This is a genomic window from Streptomyces malaysiensis subsp. malaysiensis (genome assembly GCF_040653035.1).
GTDB lineage: Bacteria > Actinomycetota > Actinomycetes > Streptomycetales > Streptomycetaceae > Streptomyces > Streptomyces malaysiensis.
Genome location: NZ_JBEZNG010000003.1, coordinates 28,882 through 51,056, shown reverse-complemented (window position 1 = coordinate 51,056; position 22,175 = coordinate 28,882). Strand labels below are relative to the sequence as shown.

General features: G+C 69.8%; 22 protein-coding genes and 1 tRNA gene. 10 read left to right on the top strand and 13 right to left on the bottom strand.

Translation table 11 applies throughout. From position 1 onward, the window contains the following. Positions 1-32 precede the first annotated feature (32 nt). Positions 33-2,291: a transglycosylase domain-containing protein gene (locus AB0E24_RS07330; protein ID WP_093704865.1), complete on the top strand. Its 2,259-nt coding sequence runs from the start codon at positions 33-35 to the stop codon at positions 2,289-2,291. Positions 2,292-2,493: 202 nt separating this feature from the next. Here the strand turns inward: AB0E24_RS07330 and AB0E24_RS07325 are convergent, their stop codons facing one another. After that, positions 2,494-2,964: a GatB/YqeY domain-containing protein gene (locus AB0E24_RS07325; protein ID WP_069860983.1), complete on the bottom strand. Its 471-nt coding sequence runs from the start codon at positions 2,962-2,964 to the stop codon at positions 2,494-2,496. A gap of 77 nt (positions 2,965-3,041) precedes the next feature. Between AB0E24_RS07325 and AB0E24_RS07320 the strand changes: the two genes are divergently transcribed. Next, positions 3,042-3,971, top strand: a complete 930-nt coding sequence (locus AB0E24_RS07320; RefSeq protein WP_173963266.1) for a metallophosphoesterase — start codon at positions 3,042-3,044, stop codon at positions 3,969-3,971. A gap of 106 nt (positions 3,972-4,077) precedes the next feature. Continuing rightward, positions 4,078-4,151: transfer RNA gene (locus AB0E24_RS07315), tRNA-Pro, on the top strand. Between the two features lie 254 nt (positions 4,152-4,405). Here AB0E24_RS07315 and AB0E24_RS07310 read toward each other — a convergent pair. Beyond that, positions 4,406-4,810 carry a pyrophosphohydrolase domain-containing protein gene (locus tag AB0E24_RS07310; protein WP_069860985.1) on the bottom strand — a complete coding sequence of 135 codons (405 nt, stop codon included), beginning with the start codon at positions 4,808-4,810 and terminating at the stop codon, positions 4,406-4,408. Between the two features lie 237 nt (positions 4,811-5,047). Here AB0E24_RS07310 and AB0E24_RS07305 point away from each other — a divergent pair, with 237 nt between their 5' ends. From AB0E24_RS07305 to AB0E24_RS07285, 5 genes are all read left to right on the top strand, one after another. Continuing rightward, positions 5,048-5,470, top strand: a complete 423-nt coding sequence (locus tag AB0E24_RS07305) for a TOBE domain-containing protein (protein WP_069860986.1) — start codon at positions 5,048-5,050, stop codon at positions 5,468-5,470. 179 nt (positions 5,471-5,649) lie between these two features. Next, the gene (locus tag AB0E24_RS07300) at positions 5,650-6,225 is read left to right on the top strand and encodes a TerD family protein (RefSeq protein ID WP_069860987.1); all 576 of its coding nucleotides are present in this window, start codon (positions 5,650-5,652) and stop codon (positions 6,223-6,225) included. A 106-nt stretch (positions 6,226-6,331) separates the two neighbouring features. Next, on the top strand, positions 6,332-7,120 hold the full coding sequence (locus AB0E24_RS07295) for a hypothetical protein (protein WP_359375335.1): 789 nt from the start codon (positions 6,332-6,334) through the stop codon (positions 7,118-7,120). Next, the gene (locus tag AB0E24_RS07290; protein ID WP_069860989.1) at positions 7,117-7,707 is read left to right on the top strand and encodes a TerD family protein; all 591 of its coding nucleotides are present in this window, start codon (positions 7,117-7,119) and stop codon (positions 7,705-7,707) included. Before AB0E24_RS07295 ends, AB0E24_RS07290 begins: the two co-directional genes overlap by 4 nt. Positions 7,708-7,764: 57 nt before the next feature. Next, positions 7,765-8,193, top strand: coding sequence for a DnaJ family domain-containing protein (locus tag AB0E24_RS07285; RefSeq protein ID WP_100806842.1), 429 nt, complete (start codon positions 7,765-7,767; stop codon positions 8,191-8,193). A gap of 185 nt (positions 8,194-8,378) precedes the next feature. Here the strand turns inward: AB0E24_RS07285 and AB0E24_RS07280 are convergent, their stop codons facing one another. Beyond that, a complete protein-coding gene (locus AB0E24_RS07280; RefSeq protein WP_069860991.1) occupies positions 8,379-8,765 on the bottom strand; it encodes a VOC family protein in 387 nt (128 codons plus the stop codon). 150 nt (positions 8,766-8,915) lie between these two features. Beyond that, on the bottom strand, positions 8,916-9,695 hold the full coding sequence (locus AB0E24_RS07275; protein ID WP_069860992.1) for a VOC family protein: 780 nt from the start codon (positions 9,693-9,695) through the stop codon (positions 8,916-8,918). A gap of 285 nt (positions 9,696-9,980) precedes the next feature. Between AB0E24_RS07275 and AB0E24_RS07270 the strand changes: the two genes are divergently transcribed. Next, positions 9,981-11,258 (top strand): cytochrome P450, encoded by a 1,278-nt coding sequence (locus AB0E24_RS07270; RefSeq protein WP_069860993.1) that lies wholly within the window; start codon positions 9,981-9,983, stop codon positions 11,256-11,258. 334 nt (positions 11,259-11,592) lie between these two features. Here the strand turns inward: AB0E24_RS07270 and AB0E24_RS07265 are convergent, their stop codons facing one another. Further along, entirely contained in the window at positions 11,593-11,967 is a 375-nt protein-coding gene (locus AB0E24_RS07265) for a nuclear transport factor 2 family protein (RefSeq protein ID WP_069861392.1), read from the bottom strand. A 98-nt stretch (positions 11,968-12,065) separates the two neighbouring features. Here AB0E24_RS07265 and AB0E24_RS07260 point away from each other — a divergent pair, with 98 nt between their 5' ends. Next, complete coding sequence (locus tag AB0E24_RS07260) at positions 12,066-13,931, top strand: S9 family peptidase (RefSeq protein ID WP_359375331.1); 1,866 nt, start codon at positions 12,066-12,068, stop codon at positions 13,929-13,931. Here the strand turns inward: AB0E24_RS07260 and AB0E24_RS07255 are convergent. The 8 genes from AB0E24_RS07255 to AB0E24_RS07220 form a co-directional block, all read right to left on the bottom strand. Continuing rightward, on the bottom strand, positions 13,828-14,724 hold the full coding sequence (locus AB0E24_RS07255; protein ID WP_359375329.1) for an SURF1 family protein: 897 nt from the start codon (positions 14,722-14,724) through the stop codon (positions 13,828-13,830). The two genes, AB0E24_RS07260 and AB0E24_RS07255, sit on opposite strands and share 104 nt — an antisense overlap. A gap of 190 nt (positions 14,725-14,914) precedes the next feature. Then, the gene (locus tag AB0E24_RS07250; RefSeq protein WP_359375327.1) at positions 14,915-15,982 is read right to left on the bottom strand and encodes a hypothetical protein; all 1,068 of its coding nucleotides are present in this window, start codon (positions 15,980-15,982) and stop codon (positions 14,915-14,917) included. A gap of 392 nt (positions 15,983-16,374) precedes the next feature. Next, positions 16,375-16,950: a SigE family RNA polymerase sigma factor gene (locus tag AB0E24_RS07245; RefSeq protein WP_030829843.1), complete on the bottom strand. Its 576-nt coding sequence runs from the start codon at positions 16,948-16,950 to the stop codon at positions 16,375-16,377. Between the two features lie 448 nt (positions 16,951-17,398). Next, complete coding sequence (locus AB0E24_RS07240) at positions 17,399-18,490, bottom strand: aspartate-semialdehyde dehydrogenase (protein ID WP_079258170.1); 1,092 nt, start codon at positions 18,488-18,490, stop codon at positions 17,399-17,401. After that, positions 18,487-19,767, bottom strand: coding sequence for an aspartate kinase (locus tag AB0E24_RS07235; RefSeq protein ID WP_069860998.1), 1,281 nt, complete (start codon positions 19,765-19,767; stop codon positions 18,487-18,489). The genes AB0E24_RS07240 and AB0E24_RS07235 overlap by 4 nt, the downstream gene beginning before the upstream one ends. Before the next feature lie 418 nt (positions 19,768-20,185). Then, positions 20,186-20,851, bottom strand: coding sequence for a DUF5063 domain-containing protein (locus AB0E24_RS07230; protein WP_069860999.1), 666 nt, complete (start codon positions 20,849-20,851; stop codon positions 20,186-20,188). Then, complete coding sequence (recR, locus tag AB0E24_RS07225) at positions 20,844-21,443, bottom strand: recombination mediator RecR (protein ID WP_069861000.1); 600 nt, start codon at positions 21,441-21,443, stop codon at positions 20,844-20,846. The genes AB0E24_RS07230 and recR overlap by 8 nt, the downstream gene beginning before the upstream one ends. A 294-nt stretch (positions 21,444-21,737) precedes the next feature. Then, the gene (locus tag AB0E24_RS07220) at positions 21,738-22,073 is read right to left on the bottom strand and encodes a YbaB/EbfC family nucleoid-associated protein (protein ID WP_079152819.1); all 336 of its coding nucleotides are present in this window, start codon (positions 22,071-22,073) and stop codon (positions 21,738-21,740) included. Between the last annotated feature and the right edge of the window lie 102 nt (positions 22,074-22,175).

Below are 22,175 nucleotides of genomic sequence, written 5' to 3'. Positions count from 1 at the left end.
TGTCCGGCGATTCGAGACGTAGGCTGCCCCCTATGGGAAACACGCGCTCGAGCGGCGGGCCGTCCACCGCTCAACAGGCCGCCAAGTTCCTCGGCGTCAGCGCGCTGGCCGGTGCCGTGATGGCCGGCCTCGCGCTTCCCGCCGTCGGGGCGCTCGGCCTCGCGGCCAAGGGAACCGTCGAGGAGTTCGACGGGATTCCGGCCAATCTCAAGACACCGCCGCTCAGCCAGCGGACAACGATCCTGGACGCCAAGGGCGGAGAGATCGCGAAGGTCTACTCCCGCGACCGGACGATCGTGAAGCTGAAGGACGTCTCCCCGTATATGCAGCAGGCGATCGTCGCGATCGAGGACGCCCGCTTCTACCAGCACGGGGCGGTCGACCTCAAGGGCGTGCTGCGCGCGGTCAACACCAACGCACAGGACGGCGGGGTCTCCCAGGGCGCCTCCACCCTGACCCAGCAGTATGTGAAGAACGTGTTCGTCGAGGAGGCGGGCGACGACAAGGACAAGGTCGCCGAGGCCACCCGGCAGTCCATAGGCCGCAAGATCAAGGAACTGAAGTACGCGATCAAGGTCGAGAAGGAACTGGGCAAGAAGCGGATCCTCGAGAACTACCTGAACATCACCTTCTTCGGGCAGCAGGCGTACGGCATCGAGGCGGCGTCCCAGCGCTACTTCAGCAAGTCCGCCAAGGATCTGAAGCTGGAGCAGGCGGCGCTGCTGGCCGGTCTGGTCCAGTCGCCCAGCCGCTACGACCCGATCAACGCCCCGAAGACCGCCAAGGAGCGCCGCGACACCGTTCTCCGGCGGATGGCCCAGGTGAAGGACATCACTCCGGCGCAGGCCGCCGAGGCCCAGAAGAAGCCGCTCGGCCTCAAGGTCAGCATGCCCAGGAGCGGCTGCATCACGGCCGTCCAGGGCGCCGGGTTCTTCTGTGACTACGTCCGCGAGACCCTGCTCAACGACCCGACCTTCGGCAAGACGGCGGAGGCGCGCGCCAAGCGCTGGACCCAGGGCGGCCTGACGATCCGTACGACGCTCGACCCGCAGGCCCAGGAGTCGGTCCAGAAGTCGATCAAGAACCATGTCTACCAGTCCGACCCGGTGGCCACGGCGGTGACGCTCGTCGAGCCGGGCACCGGCAAGGTGCTGGGGATGGGCCAGTCCAGGCCGTACGGCTTCGGCCAGAACGAGACCCAGATCAACCTGTCCGCGGACAAGTCCATGGGCGGCTCGAACTACGGCTTCCAGGTCGGCTCCACCTTCAAGCCGATCACCGCGGCGGCCGCCATCGAGCAGGGCAAGAAGCCGTACCAGCGCTACTCCTCGCCGTACCGGATGAAGTACCCGAGCCCGGTCACCACCTGCAAGGGCACCTGGAGCAACGACGAGGGCGCGACCGTCGAGAACGAGAACGAGAAAGAGGTCGGCCCGTACGGGATGAAGGACGCGACCGCCAAGTCGGTCAACACCTACTTCGTCCAGCTGATCAGCGACATCGGGGTCTGCCCGGTGACGCAGATGGCCGACAAGATGGGGGTGAAGCGCGCCGACGGCAAGGAGCACAACCAGGTGCCTTCCCTCACCCTCGGCTCCGAGGGCTTCTCGCCGCTGACGATGGCCAACGCGTACGCGACCTTCGCCAACCGCGGGATCTACTGCTCCCCGGTCTTCATCGAGTCGATCACCGGTCCGGGCGGCAAGGCGCTGAAGGTTCCGCAGTCGAAGTGCTCCCGGGCGATGTCGACGAAGACCGCGGACACCATCAACACACTGCTGCGCGGCGTGGTCGAGGACGGCACCGGCAAGCAGGCCGGCCTCCAGAGCCGGCCGAGCGCCGGTAAGACGGGTACGACGGACGAGCGCAGGGCCGCCTGGTTCGTCGGCTACACCCCGAACATGGCCGGTGCGGTGTGGGTCGGCGGCGCGGGCGCCAAGGGCGTCAAGATGGAGAACATCACCATCGGCGGCGTCCACCACGACAAGGTCTACGGTGCGGACACCCCCGGCCCGATCTGGAAGGACGCGATGAGCGGCGCGCTGGACGGAAAGCCGGCGCCGAACTTCGTGAACGTCTCGATCAAGGACCCGAACCAGCGCAAGCCCCACGACGACAAGAAGCCGGGCCGTGACCACAAGCCGGGCCGTGACCGCGGCGACGACAAGGGCGACAACGGCGGCCAGGAGAACCCGTGGCCGGACATCTCCCTGCCCCCGGACGTGATCAGCGGCGGCAATGGGAACGGCGGCAACGGCAATGGGAACGGCGGCTGGCACTGGCCGCAGTAGCGGTACCCGCGTGATGGAGCGCTGAAGGGGGCCGGACAGGGATGTCCGGCCCCCTTCTTCTGTGTGCGCGTATGTCTTCTGTGCGCACATGTGCGCACGCCATCCTTACGGCGGCCATGGGCGCCTTACGGCGTACACCGCACAAGAACGCAAAGCATGCGGCCGACGACACAACGCGACAAAGGCACCGCTTACGCGAGTGCTACCCGCCCGCCAGCTGCCGCTTCACCGCGGCGGCGACCCGGCCGCCCTCCGCCCGCCCGGCGATCTTCGGGTTCACGATCTTCATCACGGCGCCCATGGCCCGTGGCCCCTCCGCGCCGCCCGCCGCGGCCTCCCGCACCGCATCGGCCACCAGGGCGTTCAGCTCGTCGTCCGTGAGGGGCTTCGGCAGATACTCGGCGAGCACCTCGCCCTCCGCCCGCTCCCGATCGGCCTGCGCCGCGCGTCCACCCTTCTCGAACGCCTCGGCCGCCTCACGGCGCTTCTTGGCCTCCCGCGCGACGATCTTCTCCACCTCGGCGTCGGACAGCTCACGGGCGCTCTCGCCCGCGACCTCTTCCTTCGTGATCGCGGTGATGGTGAGCCGGAGGGTCGAGGAACGCAGCTCGTCGCGCGCCTTGATCGCCGCGGTGAGATCGGCCTGAAGCCTGGACTTGAGCGTGGTGGTCATGGCGTCGAGTCTGCCAGCACTGGCCGGGAATCACCCGAAGATTTCTCCCCCGGCCCCGTTCTGCGACCATGGACGACATGCGCGCGCGATACGGAGTACCCCTGGGAATCACGGCGGTCGGCGCGGCCGGCCTCGCCTACGCCGTCGGCTTCGAAGTCCGGTCCTTCAGGCTCCGGCGGATCACCGTTCCGGTGCTCCCGCGCGGGATGCGACCCCTGCGTGTCCTCCAGGTCTCCGACATCCACATGGTGAGCGGACAGCGCAAGAAGCAGCGCTGGCTCCAGTCCCTCGCCGGGCTGCGCCCCGACTTCGTGGTGAACACCGGGGACAACCTCTCGGACCCGGAGGGCGTACCGGAGGTCCTGGACGCGCTGGGCCCGCTGATGGAGTTCCCCGGAGCGTATGTCTTCGGCTCGAACGACTACTACGGACCGAAGCTGCGCAACCCCGCCCGCTATCTGATGGAGAAGGCCAGCGGCCGGCACGGGCTGAACGGCAACGCCCCGGCGGTCGGGGCCATCCACAACCCGTGGACTGAGCTGCGGGACGCCTTCGACGCGGCGGGCTGGGTCGGGCTGTCGAACACCCGCGGCCGACTGAAGCTGGAGGACATCGAGATCGCCCTCACCGGCCTCGACGACCCCCACATCAAGCGCGACCGCTACGCCGAGGTGGCCGGCGGCCCCGAGTCCGGCGCCGACCTCTCCCTGGCCGTGGTCCACGCCCCGTACCTGCGTGTCCTCGACGCCTTCACCGCCGACCGCTACCCCCTGATCCTCGCCGGCCACACCCACGGCGGCCAGCTGTGCATCCCCTTCTACGGTGCCCTGGTCACCAACTGCGACCTCGACACCCGCCGGGTCAAGGGCCTCTCCGAGCACCACGCCGGCGGCCACACCTCCTACCTCCACGTCTCCGCGGGCTGCGGCACCAACCGCTACACCCCGGTCCGCTTCGCCTGCCCCCCGGAAGCCACCCTCCTCACCCTGACCCCCCAGACCCCCTGACCCCACCCCGCCCGTCCGGCTCGTCCGGAACGCCCCGACCTGCGAGACCCTCGAAAACCGGATTTCGTCTCTGGCCACAGGTCCGCTAAAGTAGAGCTCGTTGCTTCGGGGTGTAGCGCAGCTTGGCAGCGCGCTTCGTTCGGGACGAAGAGGTCGTGGGTTCAAATCCCGCCACCCCGACTGAAGGAACAGCAGGGGCCCGGTCTACTCATATGAGTAGACCGGGCCCCTGCTTCGTCTGTGTGTCTGAGTCCGAACTCCCGGGGCCGCTTGTACCGCGCGAGTTGAGATGAGGCATCTCAGGTGGATAGCCGAGCGCGCAAGTGACCGGGTCAACTCGCCGGTGTGGCGCCGTAGATGGCGAGCGCCGGGGCGGTGTTGCGCGGGGATCAGGTCGCGGCCATGGGAGCGGCCCAGGGCCCCGCGCTGGCGGCCTATTCGGCCGTGCCGGTCCAGCCCTGGCGGCGGAGGACGGACGGGATGTCGGGGGCCTGGTAGTGGGCGCCCTTGAGGACCTTGCCGTCGGCGCGGAGGGTGGGGAGGCCGTCGGGGCCGAGCTTGCTCATATTGGCCCGGTGGATCTCGGCGATCACCTCGTCCAGGTCGATGCCGTGGACCAGGGCGGTGCCATAGGCGACGTAGACGACATCGGCCAGTTCATGGGCGAGGTGGTCGAGGGAGCCGTCGGCGCTCGCCTCGGCCACTTCGGCGCACTCCTCGGCCAGAAGGTCCTGACGGTGGGCGGCGAGCTTCGGTGAGACCTCGGTGGGGGTCGTACGGGCGTCGAGGCCGAAGGTCAGGTGGAATTCGCGAACGAGATCGGCGGGAGAGGGGCGCATTCGTCCGATCGTACGTGGGCGGCGGGGCGGCCGGATGCCGTACGGGATTCGGGTGATCGTATGACGGCGTACACCGCCGGGAGAGCCGTAGCGCGGGGCCCGTATGGGCGTGCGCCGCCGGGAGCCCTCGTACGTCGCCGCCGGGAGCCTTCCGTACGTCGCCGCGCGGATCCTTGATCGTGTGCCTAGGGTGAGGCGTATCAGGCCCTCGACCTCCGCCTCCGGGGTGGTGCACCCATGAGTCTCAGCATCCGCAACCAGCTTCCCGCCACCGTCGTGTCCGTGACACCGGGCGAGGCCATGGCCACGGTCCAGGGGCGGCTGTCCGGAGGGCAGCTGGTGACGGCCGCCGTGACCATGAGCGCCGTGAAGGAGCTCGGCATCGGGGAGGGGTCCGAGGTGACGGCGCTGGCCAAGGCCACCGAGGTGGCCCTGGCCACGGGGGAGATCTCGGGGCTGAGCATCCGCAATCGCTTCCCCGGCACCGTCGCCCGCCTCACTCTCGGGGCCGCCATGGCCACCGTCGTGATCTCCATCGGCGGCGGCCAGGAACTCACGGCCGCCATCACCCAGGACGCAGCGGCGGAGCTCGGGCTCACGGAGGGCAGCCGCGTCACCGCCCTGATCAAGTCGACCGAGGTGTCGCTCGCCACGGCGTAGGCCGATGAGCCCGTGGCCGACGGGCGGTGGGTGGTGTAGTCGGGGGTGGTGCGTCGGAGGGGGCCGATTGTCGACGTCGCCGCCCCTTCGGATCGCGCCAACCGCTCCATCCCCCACCCCACCAACTTCTACAGTGATGTAGATTTTGACTCAGGTCCACCGAGCACCTGGAGGAGATCGTGGGAGTTTCCCTGTCCAAAGGCGGCAACGTCTCGCTGAGCAAGGAGGCGCCGGGCCTGAGCGCGGTCGTCGTCGGCCTGGGCTGGGACGTGCGGACGACGACCGGCACCGACTACGACCTCGACGCGAGCGCCCTGCTGTGCGATGAGGCCGGTAAGGTCGCGTCCGACCGGCACTTCGTCTTCTACAACAACCTCACCAGCCCCGACGGCTCCGTGGAGCACACCGGCGACAACCTGACCGGTGAGGGCGAGGGCGACGACGAATCCATCAAGGTCAACCTGACCGCCGTGCCCGCCGAGATCGCCAGGATCGTCTTCCCGGTCTCCATCCATGACGCGGACGGCCGGGACCAGAACTTCGGCCAGGTCCGCAACGCCTTCATCCGGGTGGTCAACCAGGCCGACAACGTCGAACTCGCCCGCTACGACCTGAGCGAGGACGCCGCGACCGAGACGGCGATGGTCTTCGGCGAGCTCTACCGCAACGGCGCGGAGTGGAAGTTCCGCGCGGTCGGCCAGGGGTACGCCTCGGGGCTGGCGGGCATCGCCTCCGACTTCGGTGTCAATCTCTGACACCCTCCTGCGGCCGCCGGGCCCGGCCTTTCCCCTGGGCGGGCCCGGCGGCCGGTTCTTATAGCTCGCGCGCTCACCCCGTTTCGGACTCTTCGAGGAAGCGGACATGACCGCCCCACCCGGGTTACAGGCCGAGGACCGGCCCGACTTCGAGCGGGCGCTGCACCAGGCGCTGCGTACGGCGGAGATCCGTGGGGCCCTGCGGCGCGACGGGAGCCCCGGGGACGCGGACATCCAACGGCTGCGCTCCCAGGCGCTACTGGAGAGCGAGACGATCGCGACGGCCGCCGCGCCCGAATACGCCGCGTACTTACGGCAACGTGCCGCCGCCGGGGCGACGGCCGCGTCCACCGCGCCCGTTGCATCTGCCGTATCCGCCTCACCCACTCCATCGGCAGGCGTCGGTGGGCCGCTGTCGGCGGTCGCCGTCCTCGCACCGGCGCTGGCCGGCGCCTCGACCGTGGCCTTTCTGCTCCTCGGCGGGCTGCTGAGGCTCTTCGACTCCCAACGCGAGCTGTCCGATGCACTGTTGACCGCCGGGCTGACCAGCGCGACGATCGCGGCGGTAACTCTCGCGGCGGGGGTGGTCTGCCTGCTCGTCACCGCCGTACGCCACCGCACCTCGGCCCCCGACCAGCGCCCACGCCCCTGGCCCGTACGCCCCCACCGGCAGCCACGCCGCCCTCCGCATCCACGCCCCCACCCGCATCCACCTACGCACCCGCCCTACGTCAGGCGCCGGGATGACGCGGCCGTGGCCACAGCCCGCGACGCCTGGCTCAGGGCCCTTCTCCACCGCGGCATCCTGCCGTTTCTGCGCGACCGGCTGAAGATGTCACACACGTCATACAACCTGTCCCGGATAAGTCAGAAGAGTGAGAAAGGAAGCACATGACCGTAAATCTGGCCAAGGGCCAGCGGATCAGCCTGAGCAAATCCGACGGGGGTGAGCTCACCGCTGTGCGCATGGGCCTGGGCTGGAAGGCCGCGCCGCGGAAAGGGTTCCTCGCCCGGCTGACCGCCAAGGAGATCGACCTGGACGCCTCGGCCGTGCTCTTCGCCGGGAAGGAAGCCGTCGACGTCGTCTTCTTCCAGCATCTGACGAGCGACGACGGATCCGTACGGCACACCGGCGACAACCTCGTCGGCGGCGCCGGTCAGGGCGGCGACGATGAATCGATCCTGATCGATCTACAGCGCGTTCCGGTCCATGTCGATCAGATCCTGTTCACGGTGAACTCCTTCTCCGGACAGACCTTCGCCGAGGTGGAGAACGCCTTCTGCCGCCTCGTCGACGAGACCAATGGACAGGAACTGGCCCGCTACACCCTGAGCGGCGGCGGCCCCTATACGGCCCAGATCATGGCCAAGGTGCATCGCGCGGGCGGGGCGAGCAGTGCCTGGCAGATGTCGGCCATAGGCGTGCCCGCCACCGGCCGGACGTTCCAGGATCTGCTGCCGGCCCTCTCCTCCCACCTCTGACAGGCGGGCCGAAACGGTCTGTGGCGCGTTCCGTGCCATCCGAGGGAGAATCTGAGGATGACCGAGCGAAAGCCACCGGGAATCAGCTTCGAAACGTGGGCCGACCGACAGATCCGCGAGGCGGAGGAACGCGGCGCGTTCGCCGACCTTCCGGGAAGGGGAAAGCCCCTCCCCAATCTCGACAGGCCCTACGACGATCTGTGGTGGGTCAAGGAGAAGATGGCCCGCGAGAATCTGTCGTTTCTGCCGCCGACACTCGTGCTGCGCAAAGAGGCGGAGGACGCGCTCGCCGCCGTGGAGAAGGCGCCGTCGGAGCGGGTGGTGCGGGACATCCTCGCGGAGGTCAATGACAAGATCCGTGAGGCGATCCGGCGACCCCCGCCCGGCCCGCCGCTCAATCTCGTGCCCTTCGATATCGACGAGATCGTCCGGGAGTGGCAAGAGCGCCGGGAGCGGACGGAGAACGAGGACCACCGACCGGAATGACCGCGACGAAGGCGGGCCGGGGCATACACGCCCCGGCCCGCCCGTGGTTCAGGGTCTGCCCCTGTTCCGGGGTCCGCCCCTGTTCCGGGGTCCGCCCCTGTTCCGGGGTCCGCCCGTGGTCTCAGGGCCTTCCCGATTCAGGGCCTCCCCGGCTCAGGGACATCCCGGCTCGGGGACTTCCCGGACTATTCCTCGTTCCCGTACGGGCGAGTGATGATCTCCATGCCATGGCCGGCCGGGTCCATGAAGTACAGCCCGCGCCCCCCGAAGTGGTGGTTGATCTCGCCCGGCTGCTTCAGATGGGGGTCGGCGTAGTACGTGACCCCCTGCTCCCGGATCCGCCCGAAGGCCGCGTCGAACTCCTCGTCCGAGATGAGGAACGCGTAATGCTGCATGACGATCGACTCGCCGGGAATAGTGGCGAAGTCCAGGGTGACGCCGTTACTGGTTTCCACCGGAACGAACGGACCCCATGCTTCTCCCACCTCGAGACCGAGGATATTCGCCAGGAATTCCGCTGATTCGTGGTTGTCCAGAGAATGGACGATCGTGTGATTCAACTCGACAGACACTGTGGAATGCCTCCGTAAGGCAATCTCACGGGCACCTCCATGCCTCACCCAGCCGGTGACCGACACGCGATGCCGTACTTCCAATCGTAGGCGGCACCGCCCGCGGCCGTCGAGGCCCGGCGCTCGACCCACGGCCCCGTGTGCTCTTCCTCAGCCTCGGCCCGCGGAAGTCGTTCCCTCGGCGGCTTCCTTCCTGACCGCCGCCACGCTGAAGATCCCGCCCTCCGGGTCGCGCAGCCCCGCGATGCGCCCATAGGGGGTGTCGGTCGGCGGGGAGAGGACGCCGCCGCCGAGTTCCGCGGCGCGTTCGGCGACCTCGTCGACGTCCTTCACACAGAAGTAGACCCGCCAGCGGGGGCGGATGTTCGGGTCCGGGGCCGCCTCGATGGCGCCGCCGCGCAGCCCCGCGACCGCCTTACCGTCGATATGGAGGACCACCCGGTCGTGTTCGAAGCGGACGTCGCAGCGCTCCCGCTCCTGGGCGTCCCAGCCAAAGACCTGCCCGTAGAAGAGCGCCGCCTCGAAGGCGTCACGGGTGCGCAGCTCCAGCCATACGGGCGCGCCGGGTCTGCGCTCGCCCCACCAGGCGGAGGTCAGATCGCCCTCCCAGATGCCGAAGTTGGCCCCGTCCGGGTCGGCCGCCCAGGCCACCCGGCCGCTGCCGAACTCCAGCGGCCCGACCGCGACCGTGCCACCGCGCTCCTGGATGCGCGAGGCCACCTCGTCCGCGCTGTCCGCCGCGAAGTACGTGGTCCAGGTGACCGGGAGGGACACTCCCGCCGATGGGGACGAGGCGCCGATGCCGACGGTCGGTACGCCGCCCTCGGTGTACGCGATGGTGTAACGGCCGTGCCCCTGCCGGGTGGGGCGGAAGCCCCAGCCGAGGAGCTCTCCGTAGAAGTGGTGCGCGCGGTCCAGATCCGCCGCCATGAGGCTCACCCAGCACGGTGCGCCCTGGACAGCACGGAACCTCTCCCGCAAGGCCGCTCACCTCACTCATGTCCCTGGGGGCGCCACAGACGTCCCGCAGGCAGCCGTCATCGCTCGGACCTCCTGCCCGATATCTACACTTTCCTCCGCTTTCGCGGTCTGCGCCACCTTCACGCCCACCGGCGCGCCCGCCCGGAAGGGAGCGCATGCGTTGTGGCGTATCACACCGGGGCACCTCCGGCATCGGAGCACGGCCGCCCGGCCATGGCAGGGCAGTATTGCGCCATGTCGAATCTCCGCTCAAACATCGTCGCCTGGCTGGGCCGCAAGTACTTTTCGAGAATTCAGAAGAACGGCTTCGACTTGTCCAAGATGTCGTTTCTCCCGGACGCCACACTGGCGCCCTTGAGGCGCGATGGACTCGACCCCATTCCCGATCTGTCCCGAACCAGGGCAAAAGAACCCATCAGCAAGATATGGCTGCCTTTCGGCATCAATGCCTGGCTTGTCACTGGATATGACGAGACCAAGGCGGTACTCGGAAAGGCGAAGGGGTTCAGCTCGGATTTCACCAATCTCGCGGATCGGAACATCGGCGTCGCCCCGCAGCAGAATCCAGGAGGTCTCGGCTTCAGCGATCCACCGACGCATACGAGACTGCGACGCCTGCTGACCCCCGAATTCACCATGCGGCGGCTCAGCAGGCTCACCCCGCGCATCCACTCCATCGTGGAGGAGCGCCTCGACGAGATGGCCGCGGCCGAGGGCCCGGTGGACCTCGTGCAGGCGTTCGCCCTCCCCATTCCCGCGCTGGTCATCTGCGAACTGCTCGGTGTGCCGTACGAGGACCGCGATGACTTCCAGCGCCACAGCACGGCGCGGTTCGACCTCTTCAGCGGGGCGAACGCCTCCTTCGGCGCGATGTCGGACTCCCTCTCCTATCTGCACGGAATCGTCCGGAAGCAGCGCGAGACCCCCGGTGACGGACTGCTCGGCATGCTGGTGAAGGAGCACGGCGACGAACTCGACGACCAGGAGCTGGCCGGGCTCGCCGACGGTGTGCTGACGGGTGGTCTGGAGACGACCGCGAGCATGCTGGCGCTCGGCACACTGGTGCTGCTCCAGGCTCCCGAGCAGTTCGCCGCGATACGGGATCAGGACGATGTCGTGGACCCGTTCGTGGAGGAGCTGCTGCGCTATCTCACGGTGGTGCAGGTGGCCTTCCCGCGGTTCGCACGCGAGGACATGGAGATCGCGGGCACGCGGATATCCGCCGGTGATCTGATGCTGTGCTCGCTGAGCGGGGCCAACCGGGACGAGAAACTGGGCCCGGACATGGAGCGGGTCGATCCGCACCGGCAGGCCCCCTCGCATCTGGCCTTCGGATACGGCATCCACCGCTGCATCGGCGCCGAACTGGCCAAGATGGAACTCCGGGCCGCCTATCCCGCGCTCGTACGGCGGTTTCCGGAGATGCGGCTCGCGGTACCGGCGGAGAAGCTCTCGTTCCGGAAGCTCTCCATCGTCTACGGCGTGGATGAGCTGCCGGTACTGCTGAAGTAGCCGGGCCCGGAGAGGGACGGGGTGAACGGGAGGGGGCAGGGGCCGGGGAAGCGGGGCGGGAGGGGCGGGAACCGGGGGCAGGGACCCGGGGCAGGGCGGGATCGCGTACGGCAGGGTGCGGCCTGAGGCGTGCGTGCGCGGGGGTACGGACGGAAGTGCTCGGTCCGCTGCCCGGATGGATCGACCGGGAGCGGTCGGAAGCGGTCGGAAGCGCCCGGAGAGGCCGTCCGGACGGAGGTGCGTCCGGGAAACGCTCAGAGGGGCCAGGAGGGGGCCGGAAGGGGCCACGTCCACAAGCGCCCGGAGAACCGCCCGGAGGGGCGTGCAGAAGCGCTCAGAAGCGCTCGACCAGATGCTCGCGCTCGCTCGGCGCCTCGTACGACGTCGGCCAGAAGTCGGTGATGGTCTGGATCCGACCGTCCGCCGAGGCGGTGAAGAAGCTGATCGCCTGCGTCTCCTCCTCGTCCACGCTGTAGCGCACCCAGGAGACCGCCTGCTCGCCGTCGGCCACGACGCGCTCGACCTCCAGGCTCCACTCGCCCACGTACTCGGCGTTGAACCGGATCACACCGTCCCGGCCGAGCACCCGCTCGCGGGTCTGCGGCAGTTCGTAGCGGACGTCGTCGGCGAGGGTGGCGCCGAATGCCCGCCAGTCCCTGGCCTGGGCCGTTGCCCAGTACGTCTCCACCGTCGCGCCTATGTCGGCCATCAGCTCCCCCTCGGTTGCGCGGCCTCCGTCCATCCCGTCGGGAACGTTATCCACAGGCGCGGGACGACGCCAGCGCGGATGTCGGGGTGCGGCGCAGAATGGTGGGCATGACTGAGAGCACGGAGTCCATGCCGGACTGGGAAAAGCGCTTCCGGGCGCCGCGAGTGGGGCTGCCCGACTGGGCGGAGGACGCCCCGGACCACTCGCTGTTCGTCTCGAATGCCACGGGCACGTATGAGCTGTACGCATGGGACCGGGCGACCGGCGCACAGCGACAGGTCACGGACCGGCCGAACGGGACGACCGACGGGGTGCTGTCGCCGGACGGCCGGTGGATCTGGTGGTTCTCGGACACCGACGGCGATGAGTTCGGGGTGTGGCTGCGTCAGCCGTTCCGCGGCGGCGAGGAGGGTGAGCGCCCGGCCGACGAGCCCGCGGCCCCCGGTCTGGCCCCCTCCTACCCCGCGGGGCTCGCGCTAGGCCGCGACGGCACGGCGGTCGTCGGGCGGTCCACCGACGAGGACGGCTCGACCATCCATGTGGTACGGCCGGGCGGCGAGACCGAGGAGATCTACCGGCACCGCGAGTCCGCCGGAGTGGGCGATCTCACCCATGACGGGACGCTGATCGCGATAGAGCACACCGAGCACGGCGACGCGATGCACTCGGCGATCCGGGTCCTGCGGCTGGACGGGACGGCCGTCGCGGAGCTGGACGACACCAAGGGCGGCACCGAGGAGCTGGGCCTGTCCGTGATGGGCTTCGCGCCCGTCGCAAGGGACACCCGGCTGCTGGTCGGGCACCAGCGGCGCGGCCGGTGGGAGCCCATGGTGTGGGATCCGCTGACCGGTGTGGAGACCGCGCTGGCGATCGACCTGCCCGGTGACGTCGGGGCGGATTGGTTCCCGGACGGATCGGCGCTGCTGGTCGAGCACAGCCATCACGCGCGCAGCGAGCTGTGGCGGTACGACCTCGCCGCTGCCGAGCTCACCCGGCTGGAGACCCCGGCGGGCACGATCTCGGGCGCCACGGCGCGGCCGGACGGCTCGGTGGAGTTCCTGTGGTCATCGGCCCAGAAGCCGCCCCGGGTGCGGTCCACGAGCGGGCGGACGGTGCTGGACCCGCCCGGGTTCACGGCCCCGGAGTCGGTGGCGGTCACCGACGTCTGGGTGGACGGGCCCGGCGGGCGGGTGCACGCGCTGGTGCAGAAGCCCGACGGCGAGGGCCCCTTCCCGACGGTCTTCGACATCCACGGCGGGCCGACCTGGCACGACAGCGACGCCTTCGCGGCGGGCCCGGCGGCCTGGGTGGACCACGGCTTCGCCGTGGTGCGGGTCAACTACCGCGGCTCCACCGGTTACGGGCGGGCGTGGACGGACGCGCTCAAGCACCGCGTCGGGCTGATCGAGCTGGAGGACATCGCGGCGGTACGGGAGTGGGCGGTGGCCTCGGGGCTCGCCGACCCCGAGCGGCTGGTGCTGGCCGGCGGTTCCTGGGGCGGCTATCTGACGTTGCTGGGGATCGGCACCCAGCCGGATTCATGGGCGCTGGGGCTGGCCGCGGTCCCGGTCGCGGACTATGTGACGGCCTACCACGACGAGATGGAGGCCCTGAAGGCGATGGACCGCACCCTGCTGGGCGGCACCCCGGAGGAGGTGCCGGAGCGGTTCGAGGCGTCGTCCCCGCTGACCTATGTGGATCAGGTGCGGGCGCCGGTCTACATCTCGGCGGGGGTCAACGACCCGCGCTGCCCCATACGGCAGATCGACAACTATGTGGAGCGGCTCGAGCGGCGCGGCGCCCCGCATGAGGTCTACCGCTACGACGCGGGGCACGGCTCGCTGGTCGTCCAGGAGCGGATCAAACAGGTGCGCCTGGAGATCGAGTTCGCTCAGCGTCATCTGGGGTCCGGTCCGCGTCCGGCGCCGTCGGCGCCGTCGGAGCCGTCGGCTCGGGCGGTGTGAGGCCGAGGGCCAGATCGCGGGCGGTCTCGGCCTCGCGGCGGAACAGCCGGAACCACATGAAGACCACGAAGCCGGCGAAGACGAACCACTCACCGGTGTAGCCCAGGTTCTGGAACGCCTTGATGTCGAGCCCGGTGCCCTCCGCCGCCGTGGGGGGCACCGGCTTCAGGGCCCCGGGAGCCTGGGAGGAGGTCACCCAGGCGTCGTACACCTGATACGGCACCAGGTTGACCAGGGAGGCGGCGCTGATCATGCCCAGCTGACCGCGGGGGAGGCCACCGCTCGCGCTCACCCCGTCGCCGCCCTGGTGCTCGGACGCCTGAAGCGCCCCGGTGACGGTCACCTCACCGGAGGGCGGTGCGGGCACCTTGGCTGTGGCCGCCGGGTCGTCGGCGTCGCCGGGGAGCCAGCCACGGACGACGGGGAGCGCCTTGGCCCCGGCGCCGCCGCCTCCGTTCGCGCCCCCGTCCACACGCAGCAGGGTCAGTACATAGAAGCCGTCGCGGCCGTCCAGCCGCCGGTCCGGAATGAGGAGTTGATGTGCGGTGTCGTATCGGCCGGTGGCGGTCGCCCGCTCCCCGGAGGTCTTCGCGGTGACCGGCAGCAGATCGCGCAGCGGCCGGGCCTCGGCCTTCTGCTCGCCCGACGCCTCTTCCTGCTGCTGGTTATGCGTGTTGACACGCGTCTCGAAGCGGCTGAGCTGCCAACTGCCCATGAAGAGACAGACCGGGATCGCCAGGACGGTGAACACATTGATCACCCACCAGCGGGGGGTCAGCAGAAACCGATACACACCCCCACGGTACGGGCTTCGCGTCGCGGCCCCGGCGGCGGGGCCGCCCCACGGACCCCCGCGTCGCGGCCCCCGGATCCCGCCATGGCGCGCCAGGACGGCCGTAGGGCCTCCCGGGCGCGGGGCACCGGAAGGCGGCTCGGGGAGGCCGCTGCCCGCGGCTCTGGGAGGGCGGAGGCCGCTGCCCGGTCTAGGAGGACGCCACCAGACCGGTGCGGTAGATCGTTCCTGCGCAGGCGCCGCCGATCGTCACGCTCGCCGCGGCCGGGTCGCCCGCCTCGGGGGTGTGGCTGACCAGGACGCTCGAGTCCGGCGGCTCACCGCCGTCGCCACCGCCCGGGGTGCCGCCCGGGGCGCCCGTGGTGGGATCGTCCTGCGGCCCGTCCTGGGCCGACTCCGTGGACGGATCCGGGGTCGGGGTGCCGGTGGTGGAGCAGCCGCTGGTGCCGCCGCCCGACGTCGGGATCCAGGCGAACTTGACCTCGTACGCCTGGCCGGGCCCGAGGATGAGCGTGCCCGGCTGGGTGGAGGGGTCGGGCAGCCCCGCCGCCGCATCCCCCGCCGTATGGTCCACGACGAGGATCCGCGAGGCGTCCGCACCGCCCTGGGCGCTCGCGCCCACCGAGCCGCTGCCCTCGACCGTGCAGGACTGGTCCGAGATGTTCACGACGCGGAACGAGCCGTAGACCCGCCCCTCCGCGTCGGCCGCCCCGACCGATCCGGCGCCACCGCTGGTGAGCTGGGTGCGGCTGCATGTGGGGGAGGTGGCGTTCAGCGTGTTGGAGGGGTCGGGGGCCGTGCCCCCGGAGCCGCCCTCCTCGCCCTTCGGCGGCTTGTGCTTCCCCTTGTCCTTGCCCTTGTCGCCCTTGTCCTGTTCGACCGTGTCGGCGGGCCCGTCGGAGCCCTTGCCGCCGCTGCCCTCACCGTGCCGGCCGCCGCTGACCTCAGGGGTGCGGTGGCTGCTGGAGGCGTTGGCCGGCTGGTCGTTGCCGCCGTCGCTGGTGGTCGCGACATGCACCAGCGCCGGTACGGCCGCACAGCCGAGCACCACCGCCGCCGCGGCCCCGACCAGGGCCTGGCGCCGCCGCGCACGGCGGGCGGGCACGGCGCGCCGCAGATGGTCGAGGGTGTCGGGGGCGGGCTCGAGGTCATCGACGGCGCGGTGCAGCAGCCGCCGCAGCGACTCCTCGTCCTCACCGCCGGGCCCGTCGTCGTCCAGCCGAATCCGCAGGGGCGTCACCTGCCCCTGCCCGGACACGGCGGACCGTCCGGCCCCGGCGGACCCGGTGGAGTCACCGGCATCCGTGCTCTCGGCGGACCCGGTGGAGGCATCGAGCTCCCGGGCCTCCGCGGACCCGGGGGAGTCAGCGGCGCCCCTGGCCCCGGCGGACCCGGTGTGCCCACCGGCCTCCGTAGATCTAGCGGATCCCGAAGACCCCGCGGACTCCCCGGATCCCGCGGACTCCTCGGATCCCGCAGACCCCGCGGACTCCCCGGATCCCGCGGACTCCCTCGGCTCTGCCGATTCCATCGGCTCCGACGGCTCTATCGGTTCCATCGGCTCCGTGGACTCCACTGGCTCTCCGGAATCGGCCCCGTCGCCGTTCCGCCGACCGGGATCCCCCGGGCCCGGCGTAGGTGTGATGTGGTTCATGCCGGAGCCTCCATGGCGACGCGGAGCGCCGCGATGCCGCGCGAGCCGTACGCCTTGACCGAGCCGAGCGATATCCCCAGCGTCTCGGCCACCTGGGCCTCGGTCATATCGGCGAAGTAGCGCAGCACGAGAACTTCGCGCTGACGGCGCTGAAGTCCCCTCATCGCCTTGATCAATTGATCCCGTTCAAGCTGTTCGTACGCCCCCTCCTCGGCACTGGCCATATCGGGCATCGGCTTGGAGAGCAGCTTCAGCCCGAGGATGCGCCGGCGCAGCGCGGAGCGGGAGAGATTGACGACCGTCTGCCGCAGATAGGCGAGGGTCTTCTCGGGGTCCCGGACTCGCTTGCGCGCCGAGTGCACACGGATGAACGCTTCCTGCACGACGTCCTCGCAGGACGCGGTGTCGTCGAGGAGGAGCGCGGCGAGACCGAGGAGCGACCGGTAGTGGGCGCGGTAGGTCTCGGTGAGGTGATCGACTGTGGTGCCCGCTGCCATCGCGTCGTCAGTGTCCTCGCGCCCTGTTGTGATGTGCGCGGGGCGGGCCGTCGGCCACGGCGCGATCACCGGCATGCCACCTGGTGCGCGCGGGGGGCGTACTGCCGCGCCGCCGCGCACTGGACCCGTCGCGATGCCGAATACCTCTGCCACGCCTGTTGGACACGCCGCCCCCTGTCAGGGTTGTACGCGCGGAGCATCGCTTTTGACGATGCGTTCAATGCCCCCATGCGCACCAACTCTTCCCCAATGCCCCAGTTATCCCAGCGCCCACTGCGGGGCGGCTGGAAAGACGCTCCCCGCCCGCTGCCGGTTGCAGCGGGCGGGGAGCGAATACGTCGACCACATCAACGGCCCAGCTCAGCTGGTCCAGGCCGGTGACACGCGCACAGGATATTCACATCTGCCGGACGACGCACCTGCTGAAACGTCACTTTAAGACGGTCGCTCACGTTCCGGCGGCCCGGCCCCCTTGGACGGCCGTCCGACCGCTACACAGTCGGCCGACTGCCCATGGGCCCCGTCACCTCGCGGCGGCCCCGCCAGTCAGCTCGGCCGCGACGACCTCCGCGATCTGCGCGGTGTTCAGCGCCGCGCCCTTGCGGAGGTTGTCGCCGCAGACGAACAGCTCCAGCGCCTTCGGGTCGTCCAGCGACCGCCGAACCCGCCCCACCCAGGTGGGGTCGGTGCCCACGGCGTCGGCGGGGGTGGGGAATTCGCCCTCCGCCGGGTTGTCGCACAGCACCACACCGGGGGCGCCCGCCAGGATCTCGTGCGCCGCCTCGACCGTCACCTCGTTCTCGAACCGCGCGTGCACGGCCAGCGAATGCGTGGTGATCACGGGCACCCGTACACAGGTCGCGGTGACCCTCAACTCCGGCAGCCCCAGGATCTTGCGGGACTCGTTGCGCACCTTGAGCTCCTCGGAGGACCAGCCGTCCTCCTTGAGCGAACCGGCGAACGGCACCACATTGAGCGCCATCGGCGCCGGGAACGGCCCGGTGTCGCCCACCGCCCGCCGTACGTCCCCGGGGTGGGTGCCCAGCTCCGTACCGGCGACCAGCGCGATCTGCTCGCGCAGGGCGTCGATGCCTTCCTTGCCCGCACCGGAGACCGCCTGGTACGAGGAGACGATCAGCTCGCTCAGCCCGAACTCGGCGTGCAGCGCGCCCATCGCGACAATCATCGACAGGGTGGTGCAGTTGGGGTTGGCGATGATGCCGCGCGGGCGGACACGGGCCGCGTGCGCGTTCACCTCCGGCACCACCAGGGGGACATCGGGGTCCATCCGGAAGGCGCCGGAGTTGTCGACGGCCACCGCGCCCTTGCTCGCCGCGATGGGCGCCCACTGCGCCGACACCTCGTCCGGTACGTCGAACATCGCGACGTCAACGCCCTCGAACGCCTCTTCGCCCAGCGCGACGACCTCGACCTGCTCACCCCGGACGGTCAGCTTCCGGCCGGCCGAGCGGGGCGAGGCGATCAGCCGGATCTCGCCCCAGATGTCGGCGCGCTCCGAGAGGATCGAGAGCATGACGGTGCCGACCGCGCCGGTGGCACCGACGACCGCGAGGGTGGGCTTTTCGCCACCGCCGGCACCGCCAGGGCGAGTCATCGGCCGGTACCTCCGTAGACCACCGCTTCGTCGCTGTCGCTGTCCAGGCCGAAGGCGCTGTGCACGGCCACGACCGCGTCCTTCACATCGTCGGCGCGGGTGACGACCGAGATACGGATCTCGGAGGTCGAGATCAGCTCGATGTTGACCCCGGAGTTCGACAGCGCCTCGAAGAAGGTCGCGGTGACCCCCGGGTTGGTGCGCATTCCGGCACCGATCAGGGAGATCTTGGCGATCTGGTCGTCATAGCGCAGCGAGTCGAAGCCGATCAGCGCCTTCGCCTTGGTCAGCGCCTCCATCGCCCGGTGGCCGTCGGTCTTCGGCAGCGTGAAGGAGATGTCGGTCAGCCCGGTCGACGCGGCGGAGACGTTCTGCACCACCATGTCGATGTTGATCTCGGCGTCGGAGATCGTACGGAAGATGGCCGCGGCCTCACCCGGCTTGTCCGGCACCCCGACGACCGTGACCTTGGCCTCGGACGTGTCGTGTGCGACCCCGGAGATGATCGCCTGCTCCATGCCTTCTTCTCCTTCTCGCGCTTCCGGCCGGTTGCGCACCCAGGTGCCCTGGTGGCCGGAGAAAGACGACCGTACGTGGATGGGGATGTTGTACCGGCGCGCGTACTCCACGCAGCGCAGGTGCAACACCTTGGAGCCGCTCGCGGCCAGCTCCAGCATGTCCTCGTACGGAATCTCGTTGATCTTGCGAGCCTTCTTCACCACCCGTGGATCGGCGGTGAACACGCCGTCCACATCGGTGTAGATCTCGCATACCTCGGCGTCCAGGGCCGCGGCCAGCGCGACCGCGGTGGTGTCCGAACCGCCCCGGCCGAGGGTGGTGATGTCCTTGCTCTTCTGGGACACGCCCTGGAAACCCGCGACGATCGCGACCGCGCCGAGTTCGAGCGCGTCACGGATACGGCCCGGCGTGACGTCGATGATCCGTGCTTTGTTGTGAACCGCGTCGGTGATGACTCCCGCCTGGCTGCCGGTGAACGACAGCGCCTCATGACCGAGGTTTTTGATCGCCATCGCCAGCAAGGCCATGGAGATCCGCTCCCCGGCGGTCAGCAGCATGTCGAATTCACGGCCAGTAGGGATCGGGGATACCTGCTCGGCGAGATCGATCAGCTCGTCCGTCGTGTCGCCCATCGCGGAAACCACGACGACCACCTGGTGGCCGTTCTTCTTGGCTTCCACGATTCGCTTGGCGACCCGCTTGATGCCTTCGGCATCGGCAACGGAGGAGCCTCCGTACTTCTGCACGACAAGGCCCACGTGCGCTCCTCGCAGCTCTCAATAATGCGGTCGGCTCAGTCTAACGAGCGGCCGGAATGTGCCCTCCCAATATCACATAGCGAGACGAATGCCTCACAGGGTGATCAGGAAAGACAAGGGGCGTCGAGGGCGCAGCGTCCACGCACCCGCGAGATTCCCCGCATCCCTCCCACCCGCTCAGCGACGAACCCTGCCCGCTCACCGCCGAAGCACACGGGAACGTAATCCAGCTCACAGGTGCGGGCGGCCCGGCGGGCCGTCGCGTGGACCGTCTCTCGCGAGTCGCCCCCGGGGCCGACCCGGGGGCCGCGGGGCCGACCCGGGGGCCGCCTTCCAGGCCGCGCCGGACGCTCCTCAGCGCGGCCCCGGGACGTTCCTCAGCGCGACCCGGACATTCCTCAGCACGTCCGGACCTTCCTCAGCTCGGCCCTGAGCGCAGGCCGAGCGGCGCCGCGATCTCCGCCGCCATGACCCGGCCGGCCTCCTCCGCGAGCTGCTCGTCACCGCCCGCGTTGCTGTCCGTGTCCAGTCCGTCCAGCTCGTCCAGCGGGCTGTCCAGCCGTACGTGCGCGACCAGCGACTGGAGCGCGCGCAGGGCCGCCGAGGCGGTCGTCCCCCAGTTGGAGAGATACGAGAACTGCCACCACCACAGCGCCTCGCTGATCCGGCCCCCGCGGTAGTGCGCCATCCCGTGCCGCAGATCGGTGATGATCCCGGCCAGGTCGTCGGAGATCCGGCAGGCGACGGGCTGACTGCGCGGCACGTACGGGTCGAAGACCTCCGAGTAGATGTCCACCGGCTCCAGCAGCTGGGCGAAGCGCTCACGCAGCTCGTCGACGTCCGGCTCCGGGCCGGCGTCCGGTTCGTACCGCTCGTCCGGGACGAAGTCCTCGTGCGCGCCGAGCCGGCCGCCCGCGAGGAGCAGCTGGGACAGCTCGAGCAGCAGGAACGGCACGGCGCTGTCCGGCTCGTCCCCCTTGGCGACTTCGGTGACCGCGACGATGAAGCTCTCGATCTGGTCGGAGATCTGGACCGCGAAGTCGTCCGGGTCCGGGTGGGCGTCGTGCAGCGTTGCGTCAGACATCGAGAAGTCTTCTCCCTTCGAAGGCACGACCGAGCGTGACCTCGTCGGCGTACTCCAGGTCGCCACCGACCGGAAGGCCGCTGGCCAGGCGGGTGACCTTCAAACCCATGGGCTTGATCATGCGCGCGAGGTACGTGGCGGTGGCTTCGCCCTCCAGATTCGGATCGGTGGCCAGGATGAGCTCGGTGACCGTACCGTCCGCGAGCCGCGTCAGCAGCTCCCTGATCCGCAAATCGTCCGGGCCGACGCCTTCGATGGGGCTGATCGCCCCGCCGAGCACGTGATAGCGGCCCCGGAACTCACGCGTCCGCTCGATCGCGACGACGTCCTTCGGCTCCTCGACCACACAGATGACCGCGGAGTCACGACGGGGGTCCTGACAGACGCGGCACTGCTCGGCCTCGGCGACGTTCCCGCAGACCGCGCAGAACCGCACCTTCTCCTTGACCTGCGTCAGCGCATGCGCGAGGCGGCGGACGTCGGTGGGCTCGGCCTGAAGGATGTGGAAGGCGATCCGCTGAGCGCTCTTGGGACCGACGCCGGGCAGTCTGCCCAACTCGTCGATGAGGTCCTGGACCACGCCCTCGTACACGCCTTCATCCAATCTCGCGCCGCCGCGCGGTGGCCGTACTTCACATGAATATTCGGTTTCGCCGCGCCCTCACGGCCGGGGCTTTCGCGCTCTTACGGCTGGAGCCTTGATCTTGCTGGGGCCATTGCTCTTACCGCTGGGACCGCACCGCTCTCACGGCCGGGGCGCCGCGTCCGGGCCGCCGGGTCGGGGCCGCCGGGTCGGGGCCGGGGAGCCCGAGGATCCGGGACGCCCCGAGGCCCGGAATGCTCCGGAACCCGAGGTGATGCCCCGGAACCCGAGGTAACCCGAGGTTCAGAACGGGAGCCCGGGCATACCGCCCAGCCCTTGGGCGAGCGGGCCCAGCTTGCGCTGCTGGAGCTCCTGCGCGGCGTTGTTGGCGTCACGGACGGCCGCGACGACCAGATCCGCGAGGGTCTCCGTGTCCTCAGGATCCACGGCCTTGGGGTCGATGACCAGGCCCTGCAACTCACCGGCACCGGTCACGGTCGCCTTCACCAGGCCACCGCCCGCGGAACCCTCGACATGAGTCCGGGCCAGCTCCTCCTGGGCCGCGGCGAGGTCCTGCTGCATCTTCTGAGCCTGTTGCAGCAGCTGCTGCATATTCGGCTGGCCACCACCGGGGATCACGGCTTCGCTCCTGGCGCTCGACAGTCGTTCTCTTCGATAGCCCGAGCCTACGTGCTCCCCGTGCGCCTTGCTCTACGCCGTACGGAGGAGACGCGGCGACGT